Here is a 22,098-nt window from a genome sequence, read left to right on the forward strand (position 1 = left end):
GATGAAAGAAAAGAACTCGCGCCGGGGAATCCGCCCGGTGGCATCGGGATTGCTGGGGGTGTTGATGCCCTTCGCATTGGCGTCCACCGCACAGACGCCCACCCACGCCAACCTGCCCATCGACGTGACCGCCAGCGCAGCCCTGCCGGTGAATCTGGAAAACGCGCCGCCCCCATCGCCCACGCAACCGATGCCCTATCGCGCCGCGCTGCGGCCCGACCAGGTGCAACCGCTGTCGCCCGAGTTCAATGTGGCCGCGATCGAGTCGCTGGCCGAGCAACTGACCTATGGCAACCGTGTTCCGGGCATGGCCATGGCCATCGTCCACAACGGCCGCATTCTTTCCGCGCGCGGCTATGGCGTTACCGATATCAGCAACCCGCAACAGGTGGACGCCCATACCGTGTTCCGCCTGGCCTCGTTGTCCAAGGCGTTTGCCGGCACCATGGCCGGGCTGCTGGTCAACGATGGCACGCTGCGCTGGGACAGCAAGATCACCGACTACGTGCCCGGCTTCCGCCTGGCCACGCCCGAGGCGACCAATGCGTTGACCGTCGCCGATGTACTCAGCCATCGCGTCGGCCTGACCTACAACGCCTACGACCGCGATGTGGAAGCCAACGCCGACTACTACACGCTGACCCAGAAACTGGCCAGCGCGCCACTGAAGTGCGCCCCTGGCGATTGCTACGCCTACCAGAACGTGGCCTTCAGCCTGGTCGGCGATGTGGTGTTCGCCGCCTCCGGCAACTTCTACGAGCAGGCGGTGGAGAAGCGCATCCTCAAGCCGCTGGGCATGAACGATGCCAGCCTCGGCCTGGCCGGCATCCAGGCCAGCTCGCGCTGGGCGCGTCCGCACGTGCGCAGCCGCAACGGCTGGGTTTCGCTGACCCCCAAGCCCACCTACTACCGGGTCGCACCGGCGGCCGGCGTCAATGCCAGCGCCAGCGACATGGCGCAATGGCTGCTGGCCCACACCGGCCATCGTCCGGACGTGCTGCCGGCGCCGTTGCTGGCCACCCTGCACGCACCGCTGGTGAGTACCCCCGGCGAAATGCGCTCGGGCTGGCGGCGTGAACGTCTGGATTCGGCAGGCTACGCACTGGGCTGGCGTGTGTTCGACTATGCCGGTCACTCGGTGGTGTTCCATGCCGGTGCCGTGCAGGGTTACCGTGGCCTGGTGGCATTGCTGCCCGAGCGCGACCTGGGTATCGCCATCATGTGGAACGGCGAAAGCAGCCTGCCCAGCGGCATGATGCCCACCATCCTGGACCGCGCCATTGGCCTGCCGACGCAGCGCTGGCTGGATGTGGATACCGACTTCGGCAGTGACAACCTGATGGCCGACGGTGCCCCTGCACGTGACGGCAAAAAGGGCGCGTCCTCCGAGCGTGCGGTGGCCTCGCCGCGCTGAGCGCCGGCACAGTCCAGCAGACAAAGGCGGCCAATGGCCGCCTTTGTTGTTTTTTATTTGCGCCTTCCAGGATCACGGTCACTGCGCTGAAAGAAGAATTCTCCAGCCCGCCGCGGCGCGGACAGCCGTGATCCGGCCGCTCCGCACAGAACCCGACCCTCCGGGTATCGGTATCTGCGGTAGTCCCTAACGTGACCGCTCCGGCATCGCCTTCAACCTCATCCGCCCGCCCCGCTCCCGATGATCGCGCATAAAAAAACTCCCTCCCCGCTGGGCAGTCGGGGAAGGAGTTTCAGGTACGGCTAGTGAAGCGGGATCAGATCAGCGGCGCCGGCGTGGCCGGCAGCGCAACCGGAGCGACCTTCTTCTTGCGGGCAGCCGGCTTCTTCTTGGCAACGACCTTCTTCGCAGCGACCTTCTTGGCTGCCGGCTTCTTGGCCACAACCTTCTTCGCAGCAGCCTTCTTGGCCGCCGGCTTCTTGGCTACAACCTTCTTCGCGGCGGCCTTCTTGGCTGCCGGCTTCTTGGCTGCAACCTTCTTCGCAGCGGCCTTCTTGACGACCTTCTTGGCAGCAGCCTTCTTGGCTACTTTCTTGACGACCTTCTTGGCAGCGGCCTTCTTGGCAACCTTCTTCGCCGCAGCCTTCTTGACGACCTTCTTGGCAGCAGCCTTCTTGACGGTCTTCTTCACGGCAGCCTTCTTGGCGACCTTCTTGACGGCCGCCTTCTTGACGGCCTTCTTGGCGACGGCCTTCTTGGCCACCTTCTTCACCGCGACTTTCTTGGCGACTGCCTTCTTGGCAACCTTCTTCACCGCGGCTTTCTTGGCGACTTTCTTTACCGCCTTCTTGGCGGCCGGCTTTTTAGCAGCTTTTTTCGTGGCCATTGTGTGGCTCCTCGTCAGTGATCTATGGAATTGAAATGCCCAGTTGAAGCAAATCCGCGTGGGATCGCGGAGGACCGTCGTCGCGTCGGGCGCAACGTTTCGGATACAGAAACACCCGCTTCGATGCTCGTTGCGGGTGCCAGATGGAAATCAGGAAGTGTTTTGCCGAAGGAAGCGATGCCTGCTCCACCATCGAAGAAATCCTGGCGGATGTCCAAGTTGTGCTTCGCGTCTGGATGTTGATCCGGCTCACTCGCTTGCGCAGTAAAGGTCTGCTGGGCGAAACCTAATCACGGTTTTTTTTACTGTCAACCACCTCGACGCAACTTGCCCAGCAAAGCGCAGTGCGGCAGTGGCCATACCCGTCCCAGACAAGAACCCCACTGACGCGCCAGAACAACATGGCGCCACCGCACGCCCAAGGCGTGTTGCGGAAAAACAGCGGAAAAACCGCACTATTTGTGCACCGGTACGCTTGTGCACGCACGGCTGCGCAGCACTGTGGCATCCAACACCCGGCCATTTCCTCAACGGCATTGAAGCGCGATACGGATCTGGAAAAAAATCATCGCCTGACAATTTTTTACCCGCAGCACCAACGAACTGCGCAAAAATTTCGCGCTCACGGCACGTCATCTTCGTGCCATCGCATGCCAGCCGCCTCCGATCACTACCGCGTTGCCGGCTGCTGCAGACACGTTGCATCGGCACGCAAAATGATCGTGGATGCCGCGCCAAGTGCGCCATGCCATCACGCCGCGATGACATCCACACCTTGGGAAACGACAACGGCCGCTCGAGGCGGCCGTTGTCGCGTCAGCATGGCAACGCGATCAGTTCGCGTCGTCTTCCAGCAGCTCGGCGTAGTCGTCCGGACCCAGCAGGTCGTTCAACTGTTCCGGCTCGGACATCTCGACCACGAACAGCCAGCCGTCACCGTAGGCATCTTCGTTGATGGTTTCCGGCTTGTCGGCCAGAGCTTCGTTGACTTCGACAACGGTGCCCGACACCGGGCTGTACACGTCCGAGGCGGCCTTGACCGACTCCACCACCGCCGCGCCGGCACCCACCGTGACGGTGTCACCGACAGCCGGAAGTTCGACGTAGACCAGATCACCCAGCAAACCCTGGGCGTGATCGGAAATGCCGACGGTGACGCGGCCGTTGCCTTCAACGCGGGCCCACTCGTGGGACTTGAGGAATTTGAGGTCGCCTGGGATCTCGCTCATGGAACTGCTCCGAAAAAAACGGTGGTCGGGATGAAGCGCTAGTTTAACGGACCGGGCACGGGTAACCGTCGCCCGGTCCGGGTGAATCACAGATTGATACCGGCCTGCGGCTGGCCGTCACGCACGAACGGGAACTTCACCTGCCGCACCGGAACTTCCTTGCCGCGGATGTCCACGCGCACGTCGCCCGGTGCACCGGCCGGAACACGGGCAAAGGCGATCGCCTTGCCGAGCGTCGGCGAGAACGTGCCGGAAAGGATCTCGCCCTCGCCCTGGGCGGTGAGCACTTTCTGGCCGTGGCGCAACACGCCCTTGTCGTCCATCACCAGGCCGATCATCTGCCGTGCGTTGCCGGCGGCCTTCTGCGCTTCCAGCGCCGGACGGCCGATGAACTCGCGCCCCTCGTCCAGCGACACCGTCCAGCCCAGCGCCGCTTCGAACGGGGTGACGGTCTCGTCCATGTCCTGGCCGTACAGATTCATGCCCGCTTCCAGCCGCAGCGTGTCGCGCGCGCCCAGACCGGCCGGCTTCACCCCGGCTTCAAGCAGCGCATTCCAGAACGCCACCACCGCGGTCTGCGGCAGCAGCACTTCGTAGCCGTCTTCGCCGGTGTAACCGGTGCGGGCGACGAACAGCTCAACGCCATCGACCGCGCGGACATCCAGCGCGGCAAAGCGGGCCAGCTTGTCCAGCGCGGCACGATCGGCTTCGGCGATCAGGCCGGCGGTCAGCGCGCGGGCCTGCGGGCCCTGAACGGCGATGATGGCCAGGTCTTCGCGCTCGATGACTTCGACCCCGAACGCCGCGGCATGCTGGCCGATCCACGCCAGATCCTTCTCGCGGGTCGAGGCGTTGACCACCATGCGGAAGAAATCCTCACCGAGCAGGTACACGATCAGGTCGTCGATCACGCCGCCCTGCGCGTTGAGCATGCACGAGTACAGCGCCTTGCCGTTGACCTTGAGCTTGTCGATCGAGTTGGCCAGCAGCTGGCGCAGGAATTCACGCGTGCGCGCGCCCTTCAGATCGACCACGGTCATGTGGCTGACGTCGAACATGCCGGCGGCATTGCGCACCAGGTGGTGTTCGTCGATCTGCGAACCATAGTGGATCGGCATGTCCCAGCCGCCGAAGTCGACCATCTTGGCGCCAAGCGAGCGGTGGTTTTCGTTGAGCAGGGTCTTCTGGATCATGGCCGTTCCGCGGAAAAGGGGCCGCCATTATCCCAGATGGTTACGCTTAAAACCTGCGGCACCGCCACACCAGCGTGCCGCCGGCCGGCTCACGCCGGCTGCACTTTCAGGGTCATGCCATCCACGGCTACCACCCGCACGGCACTGCCCGCCGGAAGATCAACGCCGGCCACCACCCAGAACGCATCATCGATCTTGGCCCGGCCGACGCCGTTGGCGATGCCCTGCTCCAGCGTCACCACCCGCCCGATCAGCTGTTCGGCGCGCCGGTTGAGCAGCGGCTGATCGCTCTGCCGGTCGCGCTTGCGGAACCAGGTGCGATAGATCTGGATCGACACGAAGCTGAGCACCACAAACAGGATCACCTGCGCCAGCACCGTCATGCCCTCAACGGCCCACACCAGCAGGAACACCACCGTGGCGGCAACACCCATCCACAGCATGAACGCACCCGGCGCCAGCGCTTCGGCGGCAAACAGCGCCACCGACAACGAAGCCCATATCACCACTTCCCAGCGCATGGCTCAGCGCCCCAACGGCGGCGGATTGCCGCGTGCGGCAGGCTTGCCCTCGTTCTGTTTGGCGAACGCCTCCCTGGCCAGTTCGGCGACACCGGCAATGGAGCTGATCACACCGGTGGCTTCCATCGGCATCAGCACCAGCTTCTGGTTGGGCGAGCTGGCCAGCTCCTTGAATGCCTCCACATATTTCTGCGCGATGAAGTAGTTGATCGCCTGCACATCGCCCTGTGCGATCGCCTCGGACACCATCGCGGTGGCCTTGGCTTCGGCCTCGGCCGAACGCTCGCGCGCTTCGGCATCGCGGAACGCGGCTTCCTTACGGCCCTCGGCTTCCAGCACAGCGGCCTGTTTCTGGCCTTCGGCGCGCAGGATCTCCGACTGGCGGATGCCCTCGGCTTCCAGCACTGCCGCACGCTTGTTCTGCTCGGCCATCTTCTGCTGCTGCATCGACTGCACCAGGTTGGTCGGCGGCTGGATATCCTTGATCTCGATGCGGGTGACCTTCACCCCCCACGGATTGGTGGCGTGGTCGACCACATTCAGCAGCTTGGCGTTGATGGTCTCGCGCTGGCTCAGCGATTCGTCCAGGTCCATCGAGCCGATCACGGTGCGGATGTTGGTCTGCACCAGGGCGATCATCGCCACTTCCAGATTGGCCACTTCATAGGCCGCCTTGGCCGCATCCAGCACCTGGAAAAACACCACGCCATCCACGCGTACCACCGCATTGTCCTTGGTGATGACGTCCTGGCTGGGCACATCCAGCACCTGCTCCATCATGTTCACCTTGCGGCCCACGCCGTAGACGATGGGGATCAGGAAATGCAGGCCCGGGGTCATCGTATGGGTGTATTTGCCGAAGCGCTCCACCGTCCACTCATAGCCCTGTGGCACCATCCGCACCGTCTTGAACAGCACGATGATGCCCGCCACCGCCACCACCAACGCCAGAAAACCCGCACCGCTTCCCATCTGCCCACTCCTTGTGACGATCGAATGCCGAGTATAGCCAGCCGCCGGGGCTCACAAAGGCAGGCGCCCGTGCAGGATGTCGGCCAACATGCCGCGGACCGTGAATAGAAGAGCTCACTGCATGCCGCCGGGCCGTTGTTTCAAAAAAGCACGTGTCCGATCCGGGTGAAGCCGTAACCACAGACCAGCCCGGCGATGCCCCATCCCCATTGCCGCTGCCAGAGCGTCATGAACCGGTACGCCAGCACGTCCCGCTACCCGCAAAATGCACTCGCCGCCGGGCAGGGGTGCGGTGTGGATGCAAAGAGTCGGGAGGAAGCCGGGCAAGGCGGCCCCCCCGGCCCATGCGCCAGACCAGGGAGTTCAGTGGCTGCGCGGGGCGAACATAATCACCGCCATGCCCAGCAGGCACAGTCCGCCGCCGAGCAGATCCCAGCGGGTGGGCCGGACCGAATCCACCAGCCACAGCCACAACAGCGCCATGCACACATACACGCCTCCATAGGCGGCATAGACGCGGCCGCTGGCGGTGGGGTGCAGCGTCAGCAACCAGGCGAACAACGCCAGACTGGCGGCAGCGGGCAGCAGCAACCAGGGACTTCCCTGCTTGCGCAGCCACAGCCATGGCAGATAACAGCCGGCAATCTCGGCCAAGGCGGTCAGCAGGAACAGCGCCAGCGTTTTCAACGCACTGTCCCTTTCTCCCGCTGTTTGACCGCCTGCCACAGCGCTTCCTGCTGCGGCAGATCCAGCGTCCGCATACCGCCTTGGACGGCGGCCAGGGCTTCCATCGCACGGAACCGGCGCTCGAATTTGAGGTTCGCCAACCGCAGCGCGGTACCCACATCGACCCGGGCATGACGGGCGAGGTTGGCGCAGACGAACAACATGTCGCCGAGCTCCTCCTGCAGCCGCTCATGGTTGTTGGCACCGCGGGCGGCGGCATCGAACTCGGCCTGCACCTCATCGACCTCCTCGCGCAGCTTGTCGATCACCGGCGCAGGGCCCGGCCAATCGAAACCGGTGCGCGCGGCGCGCTTCTGCAACTTGACGGCGCGCTGCCATTCGGGCAGTCCGCGCGAAATACCGGCCAGGGCCGAGTCGTCCAGATCGCCCTTGGCCGCACGCTCGCTGCGCTTGATCTCGTCCCAGTTGGCCAATACCGCGTCGGCATCGGCAGCCTGCGCATCGGCAAAGATATGCGGATGCCGGCGCACCATCTTCGCGCTGATCGCCGCCACCACATCGCCGAAATCGAACGCCCCCTGCTCGCTGGCCATCTGTGCATGGAACACCACCTGCAGCAGCAGATCGCCAAGCTCGTCTTTCAGATCGGCCAGATCGTTGCGATCGATCGCATCGGCGACTTCATAGGCCTCTTCCACCGTATACGGCGCGATGCTGGCGAAGTCCTGCTCCAGGTCCCACGGGCAGCCGTTCTGCGGGTCACGCAGGCGCGCCATGATCTGCAGCAGCGACTGGATATCGTTCATGTCGGACATGTATGCAGCACCTTCATTGCGGATGCGCCGGCCACTGCCGGCGCGGGATTTCTGGCATGAGCCCCGGGTTCAGGCCGTCACAGCCCGGCCACCCAGTCCCGCCACGGCAACGCCGCATCACCCAGCGCGACAAAATCGCCATTGAGCAGCCGCGGGCGCTGGTTGTAGCGGAACGGCTCGCCGCTGTCGGCCGCCAGCAGCACGCCACCGGCCGCCTCCAGCACACATTGGCCGGCGGCGGTGTCCCATTCGCTGGTCGGCCCCAGCCGCGGATACACGTCCAGCGTGCCCTCGGCGATGCGGCAGAATTTCAACGACGAGCCCTGCGCGACCAGTTCGATCTCGCCCATCCGCGCCAGAAGCGCCTCGGTGCGTGCGCTGCGGTGCGAGCGGCTGGCCGCCACGCGCAGCGGCTGCGCCGGCGGCACCCGGGTGGTGATCCGCTCCTGCTGCGCACCCGCGCGTCGATACGCCTTGCCACCGCGCTCGCCATGCCAGACCACCCCCGTGACCGGCGCCTGCACCACGCCGAAGACCGGCAGGCCGTCGTCGATCAAGGCGATGTTGACGCTGAATTCACCATTGCGCTTGATGAACTCGCGGGTGCCATCCAGCGGATCCACCAGCCAGTAACGCTGCCAGCTGCGGCGGGTTTCCCACGGCAGCTGGGCGGATTCCTCCGACAGCACCGGAATGTCCGGACTCAACTGCGACAGGCCGTGCACGATCAGCTGGTGCGCGGCCAGGTCGGCGCTGGTGACCGGGCTGTCATCGGCCTTGTGTTCAATGTCGAAACCGTTGGCGTAGACCTGCAGGATCGCCGCTCCGGCGCGATGGGCGATGTCGATCACCGCTTCCCGCACATGCGCCTGCAACGGCCTCATCGCGCTCGCCCCAGCCACTCGCGGGCAATGAACAACGCCGCCAGCGAGCGGCCTTCGGAAAAATCCTCGCGCAGCATCAACTGATCCAGCTCGGCCAGTTTCCAGGGCACCACTTCCAGCTCCTCCGGCTCATCACCGATCAGGCGTTCGGGGTACAGATCGCGCGCCAGCACCAGCCAGGACTGGTGACTCATATACGTAGGCGCCAGGGTCAGCATGCGCAGCACGTCCAGTTGGCGGGCACCATAACCGGCCTCTTCCTTGAGCTCGCGGTCGGCCGCTTCGATCGCGCTTTCGCCTTCATCGATGCGCCCCTTGACCAGGCCAAGTTCATAGCGATGCAGGCCTGCGGCGTATTCACGCACCAGCAGCACGGTGTCCTCATCCAGCATGGGGACCACCACCACGGCGCCATGTCCATGGCCCACCAGGCGCTGGAAATGGCGGCGCTCGCCGTTGGAGAACTCCAGATCCAGCTGTTCCTGCTGGAATGGCCCGATGTTTTCCGAGGTCACCTTGTGGATGACAGGCAGACGCCGGCTCATGCGCCACTCCGGGCAACAGCGCAACGGGCCGACGATAGAATGCGCGGGGGCGATGAGGTTTTCATGAGCCCGAAATGCTAGCAGACCCGGCCGCACTGACGTGTGCCACTACCCGCGAGACCTCCGCATGCGCCTGACCCGCTGCCCGATCGACCTTCCGCTCCACACCGGACAAACACTCTCCCTGCCTGAAGAAACCGCCAACCACCTGGTGCGGGTGATGCGGCTGCGCGAGGGTGACCGCTGCGTGCTGTTCAATGGCGACGGCCATGACTATGCCGCCACCCTGACCACGGCGGGCAAGCGCGATGCGCAGGTCCATATCGATGACGCCCAGCCGCTGGACAACGAATCGCCACTGGCCATCACCCTGCTGCAGGGCATCGCCCGTGGCGAGAAGATGGATCTGATCCTGCAAAAGGCGACCGAACTGGGCGTGAGCGCGATCATCCCGGTCAACGCCGAGCGCACCGAGGTCAAACTCGATGCCACCCGTGCTGAAAAGCGGCTGGCACATTGGCGCAGCGTGGTCGGCTCGGCCTGCGGTCAATCCGGCCGCGCACGGATCCCGGCGCTCACACCGCCACAATCCCTGGCGGTCGCCGTCGATACGCTGCCGGCCGACACGCTAAGGCTGACGCTGGATCCGCTCGGCGCGCACCGCCTGGCTTCGTTGTCGCAGGCGCCGGCCAACGGCGTGGTGATCGCCATCGGTCCGGAAGGCGGCTGGTCGCCACGCGACCGCCAGCAGCTGCAGGAGGCCGGCTTCCAGGGGCTGCAGCTGGGGCCGCGCATTCTGCGCACCGAAACCGCCGGTCTGGCGGCCATTGCCGCGCTGCAGGCGCGGCTGGGTGATCTCTGAGCGAAGAGGACTCAGGCCGCAGCGGACAGGGCGGCGATCACCGCCGCCTCGATCGCATCCAGATCCGGCAGCAGCGCGCTCTGCTCGCCCAGCAACACACGCATGTGCACGCCCTGCGGCAGGCTCTCCTCGGAGGCGTCGGCCAACAGGCCATCGCGCGGCACCGCGATCAGCTGCGGGAACGACTGGGTCAGCAGCGCGAAATAGGGCATGTCCGCATTGCCGCCCAGCGCCTTGAGCACCACCACCTTGTTGTTGCCGGAGACCTGCTCTTGCCCATGTCCGCTGAAGCGGGCGTAGGACAGCAGCGGCACGTTCCAGCCATGCCATGCAATCTGGCCGACCAGCCACTCCGGGACATCGGGAATCGGCTCGACCGAGACGCGCGACATCATTTCCGCGACCGTGGCATTGGGCAACAGCACGCGCTCGGCACCGGCCTGGATCAGGACGCCGCGTACTTCATCGTTGCTTGCATAACTCATCGTCTGTTCCTTGATCGAAGCGGTGCGGACTATTGCGCGCAACGCGTGGCAAGTTCGCCTGCCAGATATTCCGGATCACCGCCGGGCATGCCCGCCACCACCAGCTGGCTGGCGGCTTCCGGGTCGTAGCAACCGTCACCGGTCTGGCCTGCGGCCCAACCGCCCTGCGCGGCGAATGCCAGCACCTCGGGCACCAGCGCCGGATCGGCACCACTGAGCATCACCACCGCGCTGTCTGCCGCCGGCAGGGCCGTGATCAACTGCGCGGACGCCTCCACAAAACGCAGACCGGCGCCGTCCGGCTCCAGTCCGACAGCATCGGCCAGCACGTACACATTTCCCGCTTCAGCCGGCTGTCCAGGGACTGCAAGCAACACCGGCAGCGCCGTGACCCGCGCCATCTGCTTGACCAGATTCGCGTAACGCCCCCCATCCAGACGCATCTGCACCAGCACCGGGCGGGCGAAGTCTTCCGGCAACCCGCTCAACAGGCGCCGTACCGCATCGGGACCACCAATACCTGCCAGCACCAGCACCGGGCCACCGGCGGACTCGCCCGACTCGGGTTCCAGCTCCACCAGCGACAACGAGCTCGACAGCAGGCTGGCAATGGAGGGGTTCTCGGCCGCAGCCGCTTCCACCGGCGCCGCCGGGGCGACATAGGCATCGTCCTCCAGCAACGACCAGCTGCTGTAGCTGCCTGCAGCAGCCGTGGCCTCTGCGGGCACTCGCGTGTCAACCATTCCCTGCGGCGGATCCTCGAGCGGCGGCAACGGCGGGGGCAACGGTCCGGTTTCCTGGGCCGTGGCCGCTGGGGATTCCTCGGCCTGTGCCTTGGCCATCAACTCTTCAAAGCTGATGACCTCCGGCGCCTGACGTTCCTGTGCAGGGGCGAAATACAGGCCATCGGCAGGCACCGTGTCTGCCGCTTCGAACGCTTCGTCGAGATGGAACTGCAGCGGGGCATCGACGTGCAGTTCAGCCGGTCGCACCGGCATGCCGGGCTCGGGCTGCAAGGCGGCATCGTCTTCCGGGCCCGGCGGCAAGACGTTGCCGTGCCCCTGCAACTTGGCGGCAAGATGCCGGATCCAACGCTGCGATTCCCAGCCCTCGCGCCGGGCGATGATCTCAGCCTCTTCGAACATCAGCGTATAGCGCGGTGACTCCAGCACGGCATCCAGCCGTTCGAGCGCATCCTCGACCGCCGGCTCCAACGCCACCAGCACCACCTCGGTTGCCGAGGCATCCAGTGCCGCGGCATCCAGCGTGTTGGGATCATCCTCCAGCACCACCTGGCCGCCAGCGGCGGCCACCGCATCGCGCAGGCGGTCACGGGCCGCGCCCTCGCGGGCCAGCAGAGCCACCGGCCGAGCGCCGTTGTTGTCACTCGCGAACACGGGCAATCCCCAGCAGGTCATAGACATTGCGCATCAGATCCAGCTCCTGGTAAGGCTTGCCGAGATAGCGCTGCACGCCGATCTCGAACGCACGCTGACGGTGCTTGTCACCACTGCGCGAGGTGATCATCACAATCGGCACCCTCTTGTAGCGCTCGTCGGCACGCATCGCGGTCGCCAGTTCGTAGCCATCCATACGCGGCATTTCGATATCCAGCAGCATCAGGTCCGGCACGCGCTCTTCCAGCAGCTCCAGCGCCTCGACACCATCGCGCGCGGCAACCACGTCGAAGTTGTTGCGTTCCAGCACACGGCTGGTGACCTTGCGCATGGTCAGCGAATCGTCGACCACCATCACCAGCGGCACATGACGCTGGCCCTGGGTTGCGACCACCTGCACCACGGCCTGCGGCTGGGTGATATAGCGACGCACCAGCGGTGCGACGTCCAGGATCACCACCACGTTGCCTTCGCCGGTGATCGTCGCGCCGTAGATACCCGGCACCGATGCGATCTGCAGGCCAACCGGCTTGACGACGATTTCGCGGTTGCCGAGCACCTGGTCGATCGCCACGGCCGCACGCAGATCACCGGCGCGCACCAGCAGCAGCGGAATCTGCGGCTGCCCTTCGGCCTTGGCCGCGGCCTGTCCGACCAGCGTACCCAGGTCGTAGAGCGTGAAGTCCTCACCGTTGTAGTGGTAACGGCTCTCACCGGACTCGAAGCGCTCGCGCGAAATCCGGCCAATACCGCTGACCGAGGCGACCGGCACCGCGAAGGTGGTTTCGCCGATACGCACGAACACGGCCTGGGTGACGGCAAGCGTCTGCGGCAGGCGCAGCGTGAACGTCACGCCTTGGCCACGCACCGAACGGATGTCAACCGAGCCACCGAGCTGGCGGACTTCATTGCGTACCACATCCATGCCGACGCCACGGCCGGCCAGCTGGCTGACCTGCTCGCTGGTACTGAAGCCCGAGGCGAAGATCAGCCCGTCCAGCTGCCCCTCGTCAATATGTTCGCCGGCGACCAGCAGACCACGCTGCTCGGCGCGGCGGCGAATGGCCTCACGATCCAGACCGGCGCCATCATCGGCCACTTCCAGCACGATTTCCGAGCCTTCGCGACGCAGGCGCAAGGTGATCTGGCCCTCTTCCGGCTTGCCGGCGGCCACACGCTGCTCCGGCGATTCCAGCCCATGGGCCACCGAGTTGCGCAGCATGTGCTCCAGCGGCGCGACCATGCGATCGAGCACGTTGCGATCCAGCTCGCCGTGGGTACCGTCCAGGCTCAGATGCACCTGCTTGCCGATATCCTGCGCCGCCTGACGCACCACACGGCGCAGGCGCGGCACCAGACCATCGAACGGCACCATGCGCGCACGCATCAGGCCATCCTGCAGCTCGGAACTGACACGCGACTGCTGTTGCAGCAGCGAATCGTAATTGCGTGACAGATCGTCCAGCACGCCCTGCAGGCCGCCCAAGTCGGCGGCCGACTCGTTCAGCGCGCGGCTGAGCTGCTGCAGCGTCGAGAAGCGATCCAGCTCGAGCGGGTCGAACGTGTGATCGGCCTGCTCCTGCTCACGACGGTAACGCGCCACGATCTGCGCTTCGGTTTCCAGATCCAGACGGCGCAACTGATCGCGCAGACGGGCGTTGGTGCGATCGAGCTCGGCCATGGCCCCGCGGAATGCGCCCAGCTGCTGTTCCAGACGCGAACGGTAGATCGCCACTTCGCCCGCGTGGTTGACCAGGCGGTCCAGCAGATCGGCGCGGACACGCACCTGTTCCTGGCCACGCGAAGCGCCCTCCTCTTCGGCAACCTGCTGTTCGACCAGCGGTGCGGACAGCGGCTCGGCGGCGATGCCGGTATCGGCCACCGGCTGCGGCTCCAGCGGCTCCTCCAGCGCGGGCACCACCTGCGGGACAACCTCGTCCTGCACGGATGCCGGACCATCGCTGGCCGGCACTGGCTCGCCCACCCACGCAGCCGGAGCATCCGCACGGCCCTGGGTACGTGCATCGAAGGCCTGGATCAGATCAAACGGCATCTGCACCGCACGGTGTTCGCCGGTGCGGATCAACAACTGGTGTAGACGGTCGAAGCCACGTTCCAGCAGCTGCACGTCGCCACGGGTGATCTCGGTACGGTTGGCCGCGACCGCTTCCAGCAGCGACTCGATGCCATGGCCCAGATCACCGATGGCGTTGATACCGGCCATCCGCGCGCCGCCCTTGAGGGTGTGCAGGTCGCGCTGCAATCCCGCCAACAGTTCACGGTCCTCGGGCGAGGCACGCAGCGCGCTGATCAGGCCATCGCAGTGGTCAAGCAGATCCTTGCCTTCCTCGACGAAGATATCGACCAGTTCGCGATCCAGATCATTGAAGTCCAGCGGACCGGCATCGATAGAAGCCGGCGCACTGCTGATCCTTGGCGATACAGCCTCTTCCAGCGGCGCGGTGAGCGGTGCCAGAACAACCGGCGCTTCGGCTTCGGCTTCGGCTTCGGCTTCGGCTTCGGCTTCGGCTTCGGCTTCCAGCGTGATGGCATCTACGTCCGAGTCAAGCGATTCCGCTGAAACTTCAATCGCTTCCTGGTCACGCTCAGACTCAGTCGCATCCGCGGCCAGCGGCTGCAACAACTCCGGCTCACCCAATGCCGTTTCTTCATCCGCGGCAGGCACCGGCAGATCATCAACCTGTGGCGGCATGGCGACATCCGCCACGGAAACCGCCGGGTTCGTAGCGAAGGCGACATCCTGCGCCGGCGCATCAATGGCTTCCACGCCATCCATCTCGCCCGCCGCATCTTCCCCGACCAATCCGGAGGCCTCTGCCAGCGATGGAGCCGGAGCATCGTGGGCGTCGGGCGCATCCACCGCGCTGTTCTGCTCGACCGGCGGATCCGGCTGCAAAACGGTACCGGCTGTCTCCACCTCGGGCTCCAGCGCGGTCAGGTCCTCTCTGGGGACCGACAGGTCGCTGTCGGAATTCGAAGAAGCGAGAACATCCCCGCCCTCTTCGCGGACCGGCATTTCAATGCCGGCATCGATTTCCTCAAGCTCGGTCTGTTCGCTGTGGACATCCAACAACAGCGTATCGGAAGACAGATCTGTGCCATCGACAAGCGACGGCGCAAATGCCTCGGCCAATGGCGCATCCGGCTCAACAGACGGTGTCGGCTGCCCGATTTCAGGAGCAGCTGCCGCAGCGGCATCGGGCGCATCAACGAGGAAACCGGGATCGAAGTAAGCCGAGAGATCCTGCACACCGCCCAGCTCGGCTGCTGTGTGTTCCAGCTCGACCGGCGCGCCATTGTCGGCAACACCCAGGCCGTCCGCCGCGACATCCGCGGCCAAGCGATCTTCCTCGAACGTCTCGTCGACAACCGGTGGCCACTTGGCCTCGGGCAACGTGTCGACAAGCGCTTCCAGTCGGGCGGCCAATGCCGCGAACGAGGGAATCAACGGGGAAGGCTGCTGCAACGCGGAAATGGTTGTCGATACCGCCGCAGCGGCCTCCCTCAACGCCTGTACCGCATCGCCACCCGGCGTCAGTCCGGCCACCAGCGAGCGCTTTACGAACGATTCCATGGGCGCCGTTACCGACGTGATTTCCGGCACGTCCGTCATCGCGAACGCACCACTCATGGTGTGCACCGCGCGCAACAGTTCTTCCGTCACCGGCTGTGGTTGCACCTGTGCCTGATCCAGCCAGCCATGGACGGTGGCCAGATGCTGGGCGACCTCGGCTTCCAGAATTTCGCGCAGTACGCTGTCCACCGATGCTGGTGTGCCTTCGACGATCTCCACCACGCCGGACGCGGGACCAGCAGATACCGCGGGGGTCGACGTTGCGACCACAGCCGCGTAGAACGCCTCCTCGCCTGCGGCAACGCGATCGGCCACATCCTGGATCGCCAGCAGATCCGCGCGGATGGTGCCGGTGCCGCGCAACGCGGCATTTAGCTGTGGCAACACCTCGTAGGCCTGGTTGACCATCGCGACAACGGCCGGGCTCGCCGGACGGCTGCCATCGAGCACGCGGTTGAGCATGCTCTCGATCTTCCAGCTGAATTCACCCAGCGTACGTGCGCCGACCAGCCGTCCACTGCCCTTGAGGGTATGGAACACGCGCCGCACCGGACGCAGACGTTCCACATTGCCCGGGGACGCGCGCCAGACAGGCAGCAGGTTGCCGAGGTTGACCAGTTCCTCGTCGAATTCTTCGATGAAGACATCTCGGATGTCCTGATCGATCTCGTCGGCACCGTCTTCGAACCCGCCTTCTAGGACCGGCCCCTGCACCGGGACAGACTCTGCGCTGGTTTCCGCAGGCTGCACATCCGTTGCCGGCGCAGCGAACGGATCGAACGCATCGGCAGCGGCATTGAGCTCGGCCATGAACGCGGCCACTTCGATATCCTCCGGCGACCCGGCATCGCCAGCGGCGGCTGCGTCGGCATCAGCCGGCGTGGAGGACACATCGCCCAGCGCGATCGCCAGCGCGGATGCAACCGCGTTCTTGCCCATATCGTCCATGCGCGGGACGGGGGCGGAGTCATCTGGCAATTCAACTGCCGGGGTCGCGTGGATGGTGTCGTCAACGATCTCCCATGCCGGTGCGAAAGACTGCAACGGCACAACGTCCAACACGGGCGGCTGGGGCTCGGCCTCTTCAGGACCCGGCGCAGCTGCTTCCAGCTCGAACGGACCGCTGTCGACCGCCATGGTCTCGATGCCTTCGACCGACGGCTCAACCGTCGGCGACGGAATTTCGTCCAGTTGCCATGGGCCACTATCGAACGTGTAGACCGGCTGTTCTGCCGTGGCGGTGTTGTCCTCCTCTACCAGCGCCAGATCAACGTCCATGCCGGCACCAGCATCGAGCAAGGTGTCGCGGTGGGACGGCGAGGCCGTCTGGTTGTGCCCAGCGGCATGGAAACGGAATGTTTCCAGCTCCGGGCTGGCCATCTCGTCCGGCCCGGACCCGGCGCCTTCCAGGACAATCGGCGCAAGCGTGTAGCTTGCCGATTGCACTGCCGAGTCTTCCTCTGCGGCAACCGGATCAAATGGCGAGGCAGGGCTGTCCTGCTCGCCGAACGGCAGCGGCGGAGGCTCAACCGCAGCCACCGCCATACCGGTAATGGCCTCGGCATACACCAGCGGATAGACCGCCCGTGCCGGCAGCTCCGGCGGAACGTCCAACTGCTCCACAGCGGTGGGTGGATCCGCGCTGACAGCAGGCGTATCGGCCGGCTCTGCCGCGGCGACGACATTGGCGGGGGCAACCTCGTCGACCACCCCCTCCGGTACAGGACTGTCCGGCAACTCGGCCGATGCCGCACTGGGAACAGGCCAGTAACGCAATGCTTCCAGACTGTTGCGGGTGATCTCCAGGATCTCCCCGCGACCCGCGCGGCGTTCGCGCAGGGCCTCCAGGTAATACTCCAGGCTGGCCATGGCATCGGCCAGGGTGTCGAGCTGGCGACCGCCGGGAATGCGCTTGCGGCCGATCAGTTCGATATCGATGTACTGCTGCACGCCATGCAGGTAGTCCGCCGGCGTCTGCAGATCCAGCATGCGCAGCGCTCCGGCAACCTCGCCAAGCAGGCGCGGTACTTCCCGCAGGCGCTCATGGTCCCAGTTGGTCTCGATGAACGCGACGAACGCTTCGCGCGCGGCGGCGAAATTGGCGATGGCCTCATGGGCGAGGATTTCCACCGTGCGGCGCGTTTCAACCGCACCGGGATCCTCGTCACCTTGCAGGTTCGCGCCCAGGTACGCCACCTGGTCATCCAGCGACGCATCCACATAGAGCAGCGCGCCGGCGATATCCAGCAACAGGTTGTCATCGATGGCGCGGATGCCGGCAACCACCTCGCGCAGGGCATCGCGTTGCTGCACCACCACGCCGCGCGCCACGCCAAGGCCCATCACGCCCAAGGTGTCGGCCACGGCCCCCAGCTCGCTGACCTGCGTCTGCAGATCGGCCGGAGCCCCGCCCATGCGCATGTGCAGATCCAGGGCATCCTTGATCCGCAGCAGTTCTTCCTTCACCGCGCTGCCGACCGTATCAAGCAGCTCACGGTTGCGCCCGCTGAGGCTGCCGCGGGCATGCTCCAGCTCGGCGGGGCTGGCATCACCGGCATCGGGATTGAAGGCGAACAGCACGCTCTCGTTGATGCCCTCGGCACCGCGCGCGCTGCGGATCTCGTTGAGCAGCGGCAGCAGCACGATCGGGATATCCCGATGGCCGTTCTGCAGGCGCTCCAGATAGTCGGGCAACAGCACCGTGCCGCGCATCAACGTGGCGCAGGCCTCGTCACGATCAGGCACCGCACCATCGCGCACGGCGTTGGCCAGCGACTCCAGCTCCTCGGCCACCATCGCCGGCGCATACAGCTCGACCATGCGCAACGTGCCCTGCACCTGGTGCAGGTAGCCGGCACAGAAGCGCATACGACTGGTATCGCTCGGGTCCTCGACAAAATACTCGACCTCGTTGCGTACCAGACGCAGGGTCTCATCCAGCTCCGGCTTCACCCAGCCCAGTGCCGCGTGGCTCATGGCATCGCGCAAGGTACTCATCGCACTCCCCTGTACAGCATCGATTGCATGCCGTCCGGGCGGCCCTGCTTTGCGGTATGACGACACATCATCTGCTGATTCCTTTGCATCCCCGCCCGATCAACCGGCTCAGGCCGGCAGCTTGAAGTCGGCCACCGAGCGACGCAGCTCGGCGGCCAGCTGGTTCAGCTGACCCAACGAATCGGCCGTCTGTCCCGCACCTTGAGAGGTCTGGCCGGTGATCTGCCGGATCACGCCCATCGTCTGGGTGATGTCGGTAGCCGCCGACGCCTGCTGATTGGCGGCGATGGAGATGTTTTTGATCAAGTTGTTCAACGCGTTGGACACGCGCTCGATTTCGGTCAGCGCGGTACCGGCGTCCTCGGCCAGGCGCGCACCGGACACCACTTCGGCGGTGGTCTGCTCCATCGAGGTGACCGCTTCGTTGGTATCGGCCTGAATCGCCTGCACCAGACCTTCGATCCGGCGCGTCGCGCCGGAAGTACGTTCTGCCAGTCGCTGCACTTCGTCGGCCACCACCGCGAAACCACGGCCGGCCTCGCCCGCGGATGCCGCCTGCACGGCGGCGTTCAACGCCAGGATGTTGGTCTGCTCGGAAATGTCGTTGATCAGTTCCACGATCGAGCCGATCTCCTGTGAGGATTCACCCAGACGTTTGATGCGCTTGGAGGTTTCTTGGATCTGGTCGCGGATCTGGTCCATGCCCTGGATGGTCTGACGCACCACCCCGGCACCTTCGGTCGCGATCACCACCGAGCGCTGCGCAACTTCGGCAGATTCGGTGGAGTTGCGCGAGACCTGCTCAATGGAGGTTGCGATTTCGCCGATACGATCCGACGCACTGGTGATCTCGTCGGCCTGGTGACCGGCCGCTTCGGCCAGCTGCATCGCGGTGGCCTGGGTTTCCTGGGCCGACACCGCCACCTTGGAGGAGATGTCGTTGATCGTGGTCACCAGGTGGCGCAGCTCGTCCACCGCGTAGTTGATAGCGTCGGCGATGGCGCCGGTCATGTCCTCGGTCACCGACGCCTTCACCGTCAGGTCGCCTTCACCGAGCGAGCTGATTTCGTCCAGCAGCCGCATGATCGCCTGCTGGTTGCGGCTGTTGAATTCCACCTGGGTCTGGTAGCGCAGATCCTGCTCACGCGAGCGGCTGCGCACCGAGCTCCACACAAAACCGATGATGGACAGCAGCGACAGGCCACCGAAGATCACACTCCACCAGAAGTTCGGGAACAGGCGGGTATCACGGGTCGAGCCGAAAGCGGAGAACGCATCGAACAGCCTCTTGCTGTCAGCCAGCATCTTGTCCGAACCGGCGGTCAGCGCCGCGGCCGAGGACTGCGCGGCGAACAGCTGGCGCGAGCTGGCCAGAATCGCGTCGGCGTCCTTCTTCATCTTTGCCCACTGGTTGGCGGACTGTTCCAGCGCCACCTGCGCGGCGGCATTGCGCACCGGACTGATACCCAGCTCGTCGTTGCCCTGGCGCAGCCCTTCAAGCACCTGCGAGAACACCACCATGTCGCGCGCGAGCGCATCACCGGCGCCACTGGCGCCGGCACCACCGGCGCGGATCTCGGTCACGCGGCGAGCCATGGTGCCGGCGACGACCACCTGCTGCAGACCGTTGTAGATCTGCGCCGACTGCGCACTGCCGGCGGTCATGGCGCGAACGACCTCGTTCAACTGGGCCTGCAGCTGCGGCACCGCGCCGACGAAGCTGTCAGCATTACCGGCCAGCGCCAGCACCGCCGGCTCACTGGCCACGATCTGCTCGGCGCTCTTGGACAGCGGCTTCCAGGTGTCGACCAGCGTTCCCAGCGGCTTGGACACACCGGCTTCGTTGCCGTAGCGGCCCTTCAGGCCGCTGACGGCGCTTTCCACGCGGCTGCGGGTGTCCTTGAAAGCGCTGTAGGCGTCGCGATTACCGCTCACCGCCTCCCGGCCCTGGTTGGCCAGCTGCTGGGAAAGCACCTGCAAGTCGGCCGCTTCGGTACTGGCACCGGCCAGACGGCTGCCCTGCCAGGTCGCCACACCGGTATTGGCGCCGAAGACAATCATCGATATGACCAGCAGGATCAACCAGAAGTTGGTTCCCACGTTGCCAAGCTTGCCGCTCTTGGCGGTGTCCGGAGCAGTACTCATGTTCGACCTCGGTATTCGATACGGAGATGCAAGCGGCCGGTCAGGCGGCGGCTTGCCGGAATTCGGGAGTGCGCGAAAGCACCGACAGCGAGAAGACACCCCAGTCGTGACCGCCGTCGTTGAACGCGCGTTCAACGAAATGCGCATAGCGTCCCTGGGCAATGTCGCCGGCCGGCACCTGCTGCGCCCCCTGGAAACTGCGCTGCCCGTAGAGCTCATCAATGCTCAGCGCCACGTCACCGCCAGCCTGCCGCATGATCAGCACGCGGTGGCCCTCCTGCAGCACGGTGCGCTCGCCTTCCAGGAAATACTTCAGGTCCACCACCGGAAACAGCGTCCCGCGCAGGTTACCCACTCCCAGCAGCCACGGTTGCGCGCCCGGCACCGGTGTGACCGGCGGCATCGGCACGATTTCCACCACTTCACGGAAGTCGGACACCAGACGCCGGCTGCCGACGCGGTAACCCACCCCGCGCCAGACATCCTGCGAAAACTCGCGCTCCGGCAACTGCACCGCATGCGCCAGACTGCGGCGCTCGTAAGCCTCGAGGATGTCGAATGGAGAACGCATCAGCCCACCAGTTTGTTGATCCGCGCGATCAGGTCGTCCTCGCGCGGCGGTTTGACGATGTAGTCGGTCGCCCCCTGGCGCATACCCCACGCCATGTCGGTTTCCATGCTCTTGGTGCTGACAATCAACACCGGGATATCGCGGGTGGTCGCATCACGCGACAGCGCGCGGGTGGCCTGGAACCCACTCATCCCCGGCAGCACCACGTCCATCAGCACCAGCTGCGGCACCTGGCTCTTGGCCAGTTGCAGGCCGTCTTCGGCGTTGTCGGCCGTCAAGACCTCATGTCCGGCCTTTTCAAGCCATTGCGTAAACACCGCCCGATCGGTCGGTGAGTCCTCGATCAACAGAATTCGAGCCATTGTGCCTTTCCCCCTGGTCAGGCGTTGACGTATGTGCGGATGGCACCCAGTAGTTCGTCGCGTGTGAAGGGCTTGGTGAGGTATTGCTCGGAGCCGACGATGCGCCCCCGGGCTTTGTCAAACAGGCCGTCTTTGGATGAAAGCATGATCACGGGGGTCGACTTGAACAGCTGATTGCCCTTGATCAGGGCACAGGTCTGGTAGCCGTCCAACCGCGGCATCATGATGTCGACAAAGATGATCTGCGGCTGCTGGTCGGCGATCTTGGCCAAGGCCTCGAAACCGTCGGTCGCAGTCACTACCTCGCAGCCTTCACGCTTGAGCAGCGTTTCGGCGGTGCGGCGGATGGTCTTCGAATCATCGATGACCATGACCCTCAAACCTGCGAGTTCCCCACCCGCAGTCATATTTTCAACCATTGCTTTGTTTCCCCGAGCACGCAACGCGTCACCAGATTGTGAAGCGGTTGCGAAAGCGATCTATATCCCAATACCGCCGCGAACTGTCAAGCACCGCCGCAATGCCGGGGGCGGCGGAC

General features: G+C 65.1%; 19 protein-coding genes. 2 read left to right on the forward strand and 17 right to left on the reverse strand.

What is annotated here, in order from left to right; translation table 11 throughout:
* Window position 1: 1 nt before the first annotated feature.
* On the forward strand, window positions 2–1,414 hold the full coding sequence (locus ACVOMH_RS01245) for a serine hydrolase domain-containing protein (RefSeq protein WP_481550783.1): 1,413 nt from the start codon (window positions 2–4) through the stop codon (window positions 1,412–1,414).
* Window positions 1,415–1,730: 316 nt separating this feature from the next.
* On the opposite strand, the gene ACVOMH_RS01250 is transcribed toward ACVOMH_RS01245, so the two are convergent.
* The 10 genes from ACVOMH_RS01250 to nudE all read right to left on the reverse strand — a co-directional run bounded on the left by ACVOMH_RS01250 (window position 1,731) and on the right by nudE (window position 9,146).
* Window positions 1,731–2,228, reverse strand: coding sequence for a hypothetical protein (locus ACVOMH_RS01250; protein WP_481550784.1), 498 nt, complete (start codon window positions 2,226–2,228; stop codon window positions 1,731–1,733).
* Window positions 2,229–2,314: 86 nt separating this feature from the next.
* Complete coding sequence (locus ACVOMH_RS01255) at window positions 2,315–2,518, reverse strand: hypothetical protein (RefSeq protein ID WP_481523694.1); 204 nt, start codon at window positions 2,516–2,518, stop codon at window positions 2,315–2,317.
* A 615-nt stretch (window positions 2,519–3,133) separates the two neighbouring features.
* Window positions 3,134–3,529, reverse strand: coding sequence for a glycine cleavage system protein GcvH (gcvH, locus tag ACVOMH_RS01260; RefSeq protein ID WP_481523695.1), 396 nt, complete (start codon window positions 3,527–3,529; stop codon window positions 3,134–3,136).
* An 86-nt stretch (window positions 3,530–3,615) separates the two neighbouring features.
* Window positions 3,616–4,722, reverse strand: coding sequence for a glycine cleavage system aminomethyltransferase GcvT (gene gcvT, locus ACVOMH_RS01265; RefSeq protein WP_481550785.1), 1,107 nt, complete (start codon window positions 4,720–4,722; stop codon window positions 3,616–3,618).
* 89 nt (window positions 4,723–4,811) lie between these two features.
* A complete protein-coding gene (locus ACVOMH_RS01270; RefSeq protein ID WP_054659512.1) occupies window positions 4,812–5,243 on the reverse strand; it encodes an NfeD family protein in 432 nt (143 codons plus the stop codon).
* Between the two features lie 3 nt (window positions 5,244–5,246).
* On the reverse strand, window positions 5,247–6,215 hold the full coding sequence (locus tag ACVOMH_RS01275; protein ID WP_054659510.1) for an SPFH domain-containing protein: 969 nt from the start codon (window positions 6,213–6,215) through the stop codon (window positions 5,247–5,249).
* Between the two features lie 363 nt (window positions 6,216–6,578).
* Window positions 6,579–6,902 carry a YnfA family protein gene (locus ACVOMH_RS01280; RefSeq protein ID WP_481550786.1) on the reverse strand — a complete coding sequence of 108 codons (324 nt, stop codon included), beginning with the start codon at window positions 6,900–6,902 and terminating at the stop codon, window positions 6,579–6,581.
* Window positions 6,899–7,717: a nucleoside triphosphate pyrophosphohydrolase gene (mazG, locus tag ACVOMH_RS01285; protein WP_481550787.1), complete on the reverse strand. Its 819-nt coding sequence runs from the start codon at window positions 7,715–7,717 to the stop codon at window positions 6,899–6,901. Before mazG ends, ACVOMH_RS01280 begins: the two co-directional genes overlap by 4 nt.
* Window positions 7,718–7,794: 77 nt before the next feature.
* Window positions 7,795–8,601 (reverse strand): 3'(2'),5'-bisphosphate nucleotidase CysQ, encoded by an 807-nt coding sequence (gene cysQ, locus ACVOMH_RS01290; protein WP_481550788.1) that lies wholly within the window; start codon window positions 8,599–8,601, stop codon window positions 7,795–7,797.
* Window positions 8,598–9,146 (reverse strand): ADP compounds hydrolase NudE, encoded by a 549-nt coding sequence (gene nudE / locus ACVOMH_RS01295; protein ID WP_054660702.1) that lies wholly within the window; start codon window positions 9,144–9,146, stop codon window positions 8,598–8,600. Before nudE ends, cysQ begins: the two co-directional genes overlap by 4 nt.
* Window positions 9,147–9,273: 127 nt before the next feature.
* Between nudE and ACVOMH_RS01300 the strand changes: the two genes are divergently transcribed.
* On the forward strand, window positions 9,274–10,008 hold the full coding sequence (locus ACVOMH_RS01300) for a 16S rRNA (uracil(1498)-N(3))-methyltransferase (protein ID WP_481550789.1): 735 nt from the start codon (window positions 9,274–9,276) through the stop codon (window positions 10,006–10,008).
* An 11-nt stretch (window positions 10,009–10,019) separates the two neighbouring features.
* On the opposite strand, the gene ACVOMH_RS01305 is transcribed toward ACVOMH_RS01300, so the two are convergent.
* The 7 genes from ACVOMH_RS01305 to pilG form a co-directional block, all read right to left on the reverse strand.
* Window positions 10,020–10,493 carry a chemotaxis protein CheW gene (locus ACVOMH_RS01305; RefSeq protein WP_054660630.1) on the reverse strand — a complete coding sequence of 158 codons (474 nt, stop codon included), beginning with the start codon at window positions 10,491–10,493 and terminating at the stop codon, window positions 10,020–10,022.
* A gap of 29 nt (window positions 10,494–10,522) precedes the next feature.
* Window positions 10,523–11,911, reverse strand: coding sequence for a chemotaxis protein CheB (locus ACVOMH_RS01310; protein ID WP_481551142.1), 1,389 nt, complete (start codon window positions 11,909–11,911; stop codon window positions 10,523–10,525).
* Window positions 11,877–18,482, reverse strand: coding sequence for a hybrid sensor histidine kinase/response regulator (locus ACVOMH_RS01315; RefSeq protein ID WP_481550790.1), 6,606 nt, complete (start codon window positions 18,480–18,482; stop codon window positions 11,877–11,879). Before ACVOMH_RS01315 ends, ACVOMH_RS01310 begins: the two co-directional genes overlap by 35 nt.
* A gap of 108 nt (window positions 18,483–18,590) precedes the next feature.
* The gene (locus ACVOMH_RS01320; RefSeq protein ID WP_481550791.1) at window positions 18,591–20,627 is read right to left on the reverse strand and encodes a methyl-accepting chemotaxis protein; all 2,037 of its coding nucleotides are present in this window, start codon (window positions 20,625–20,627) and stop codon (window positions 18,591–18,593) included.
* Between the two features lie 40 nt (window positions 20,628–20,667).
* Window positions 20,668–21,198 carry a chemotaxis protein CheW gene (locus ACVOMH_RS01325; RefSeq protein ID WP_481550792.1) on the reverse strand — a complete coding sequence of 177 codons (531 nt, stop codon included), beginning with the start codon at window positions 21,196–21,198 and terminating at the stop codon, window positions 20,668–20,670.
* Window positions 21,198–21,560 (reverse strand): response regulator, encoded by a 363-nt coding sequence (locus ACVOMH_RS01330; RefSeq protein ID WP_054658681.1) that lies wholly within the window; start codon window positions 21,558–21,560, stop codon window positions 21,198–21,200. The genes ACVOMH_RS01325 and ACVOMH_RS01330 overlap by 1 nt, the downstream gene beginning before the upstream one ends.
* Before the next feature lie 17 nt (window positions 21,561–21,577).
* On the reverse strand, window positions 21,578–21,979 hold the full coding sequence (gene pilG, locus ACVOMH_RS01335; RefSeq protein WP_054658683.1) for a twitching motility response regulator PilG: 402 nt from the start codon (window positions 21,977–21,979) through the stop codon (window positions 21,578–21,580).
* Window positions 21,980–22,098: the final 119 nt, after the last annotated feature.

It is taken from the genome of Stenotrophomonas sp. STEN013 (assembly GCF_056760355.1).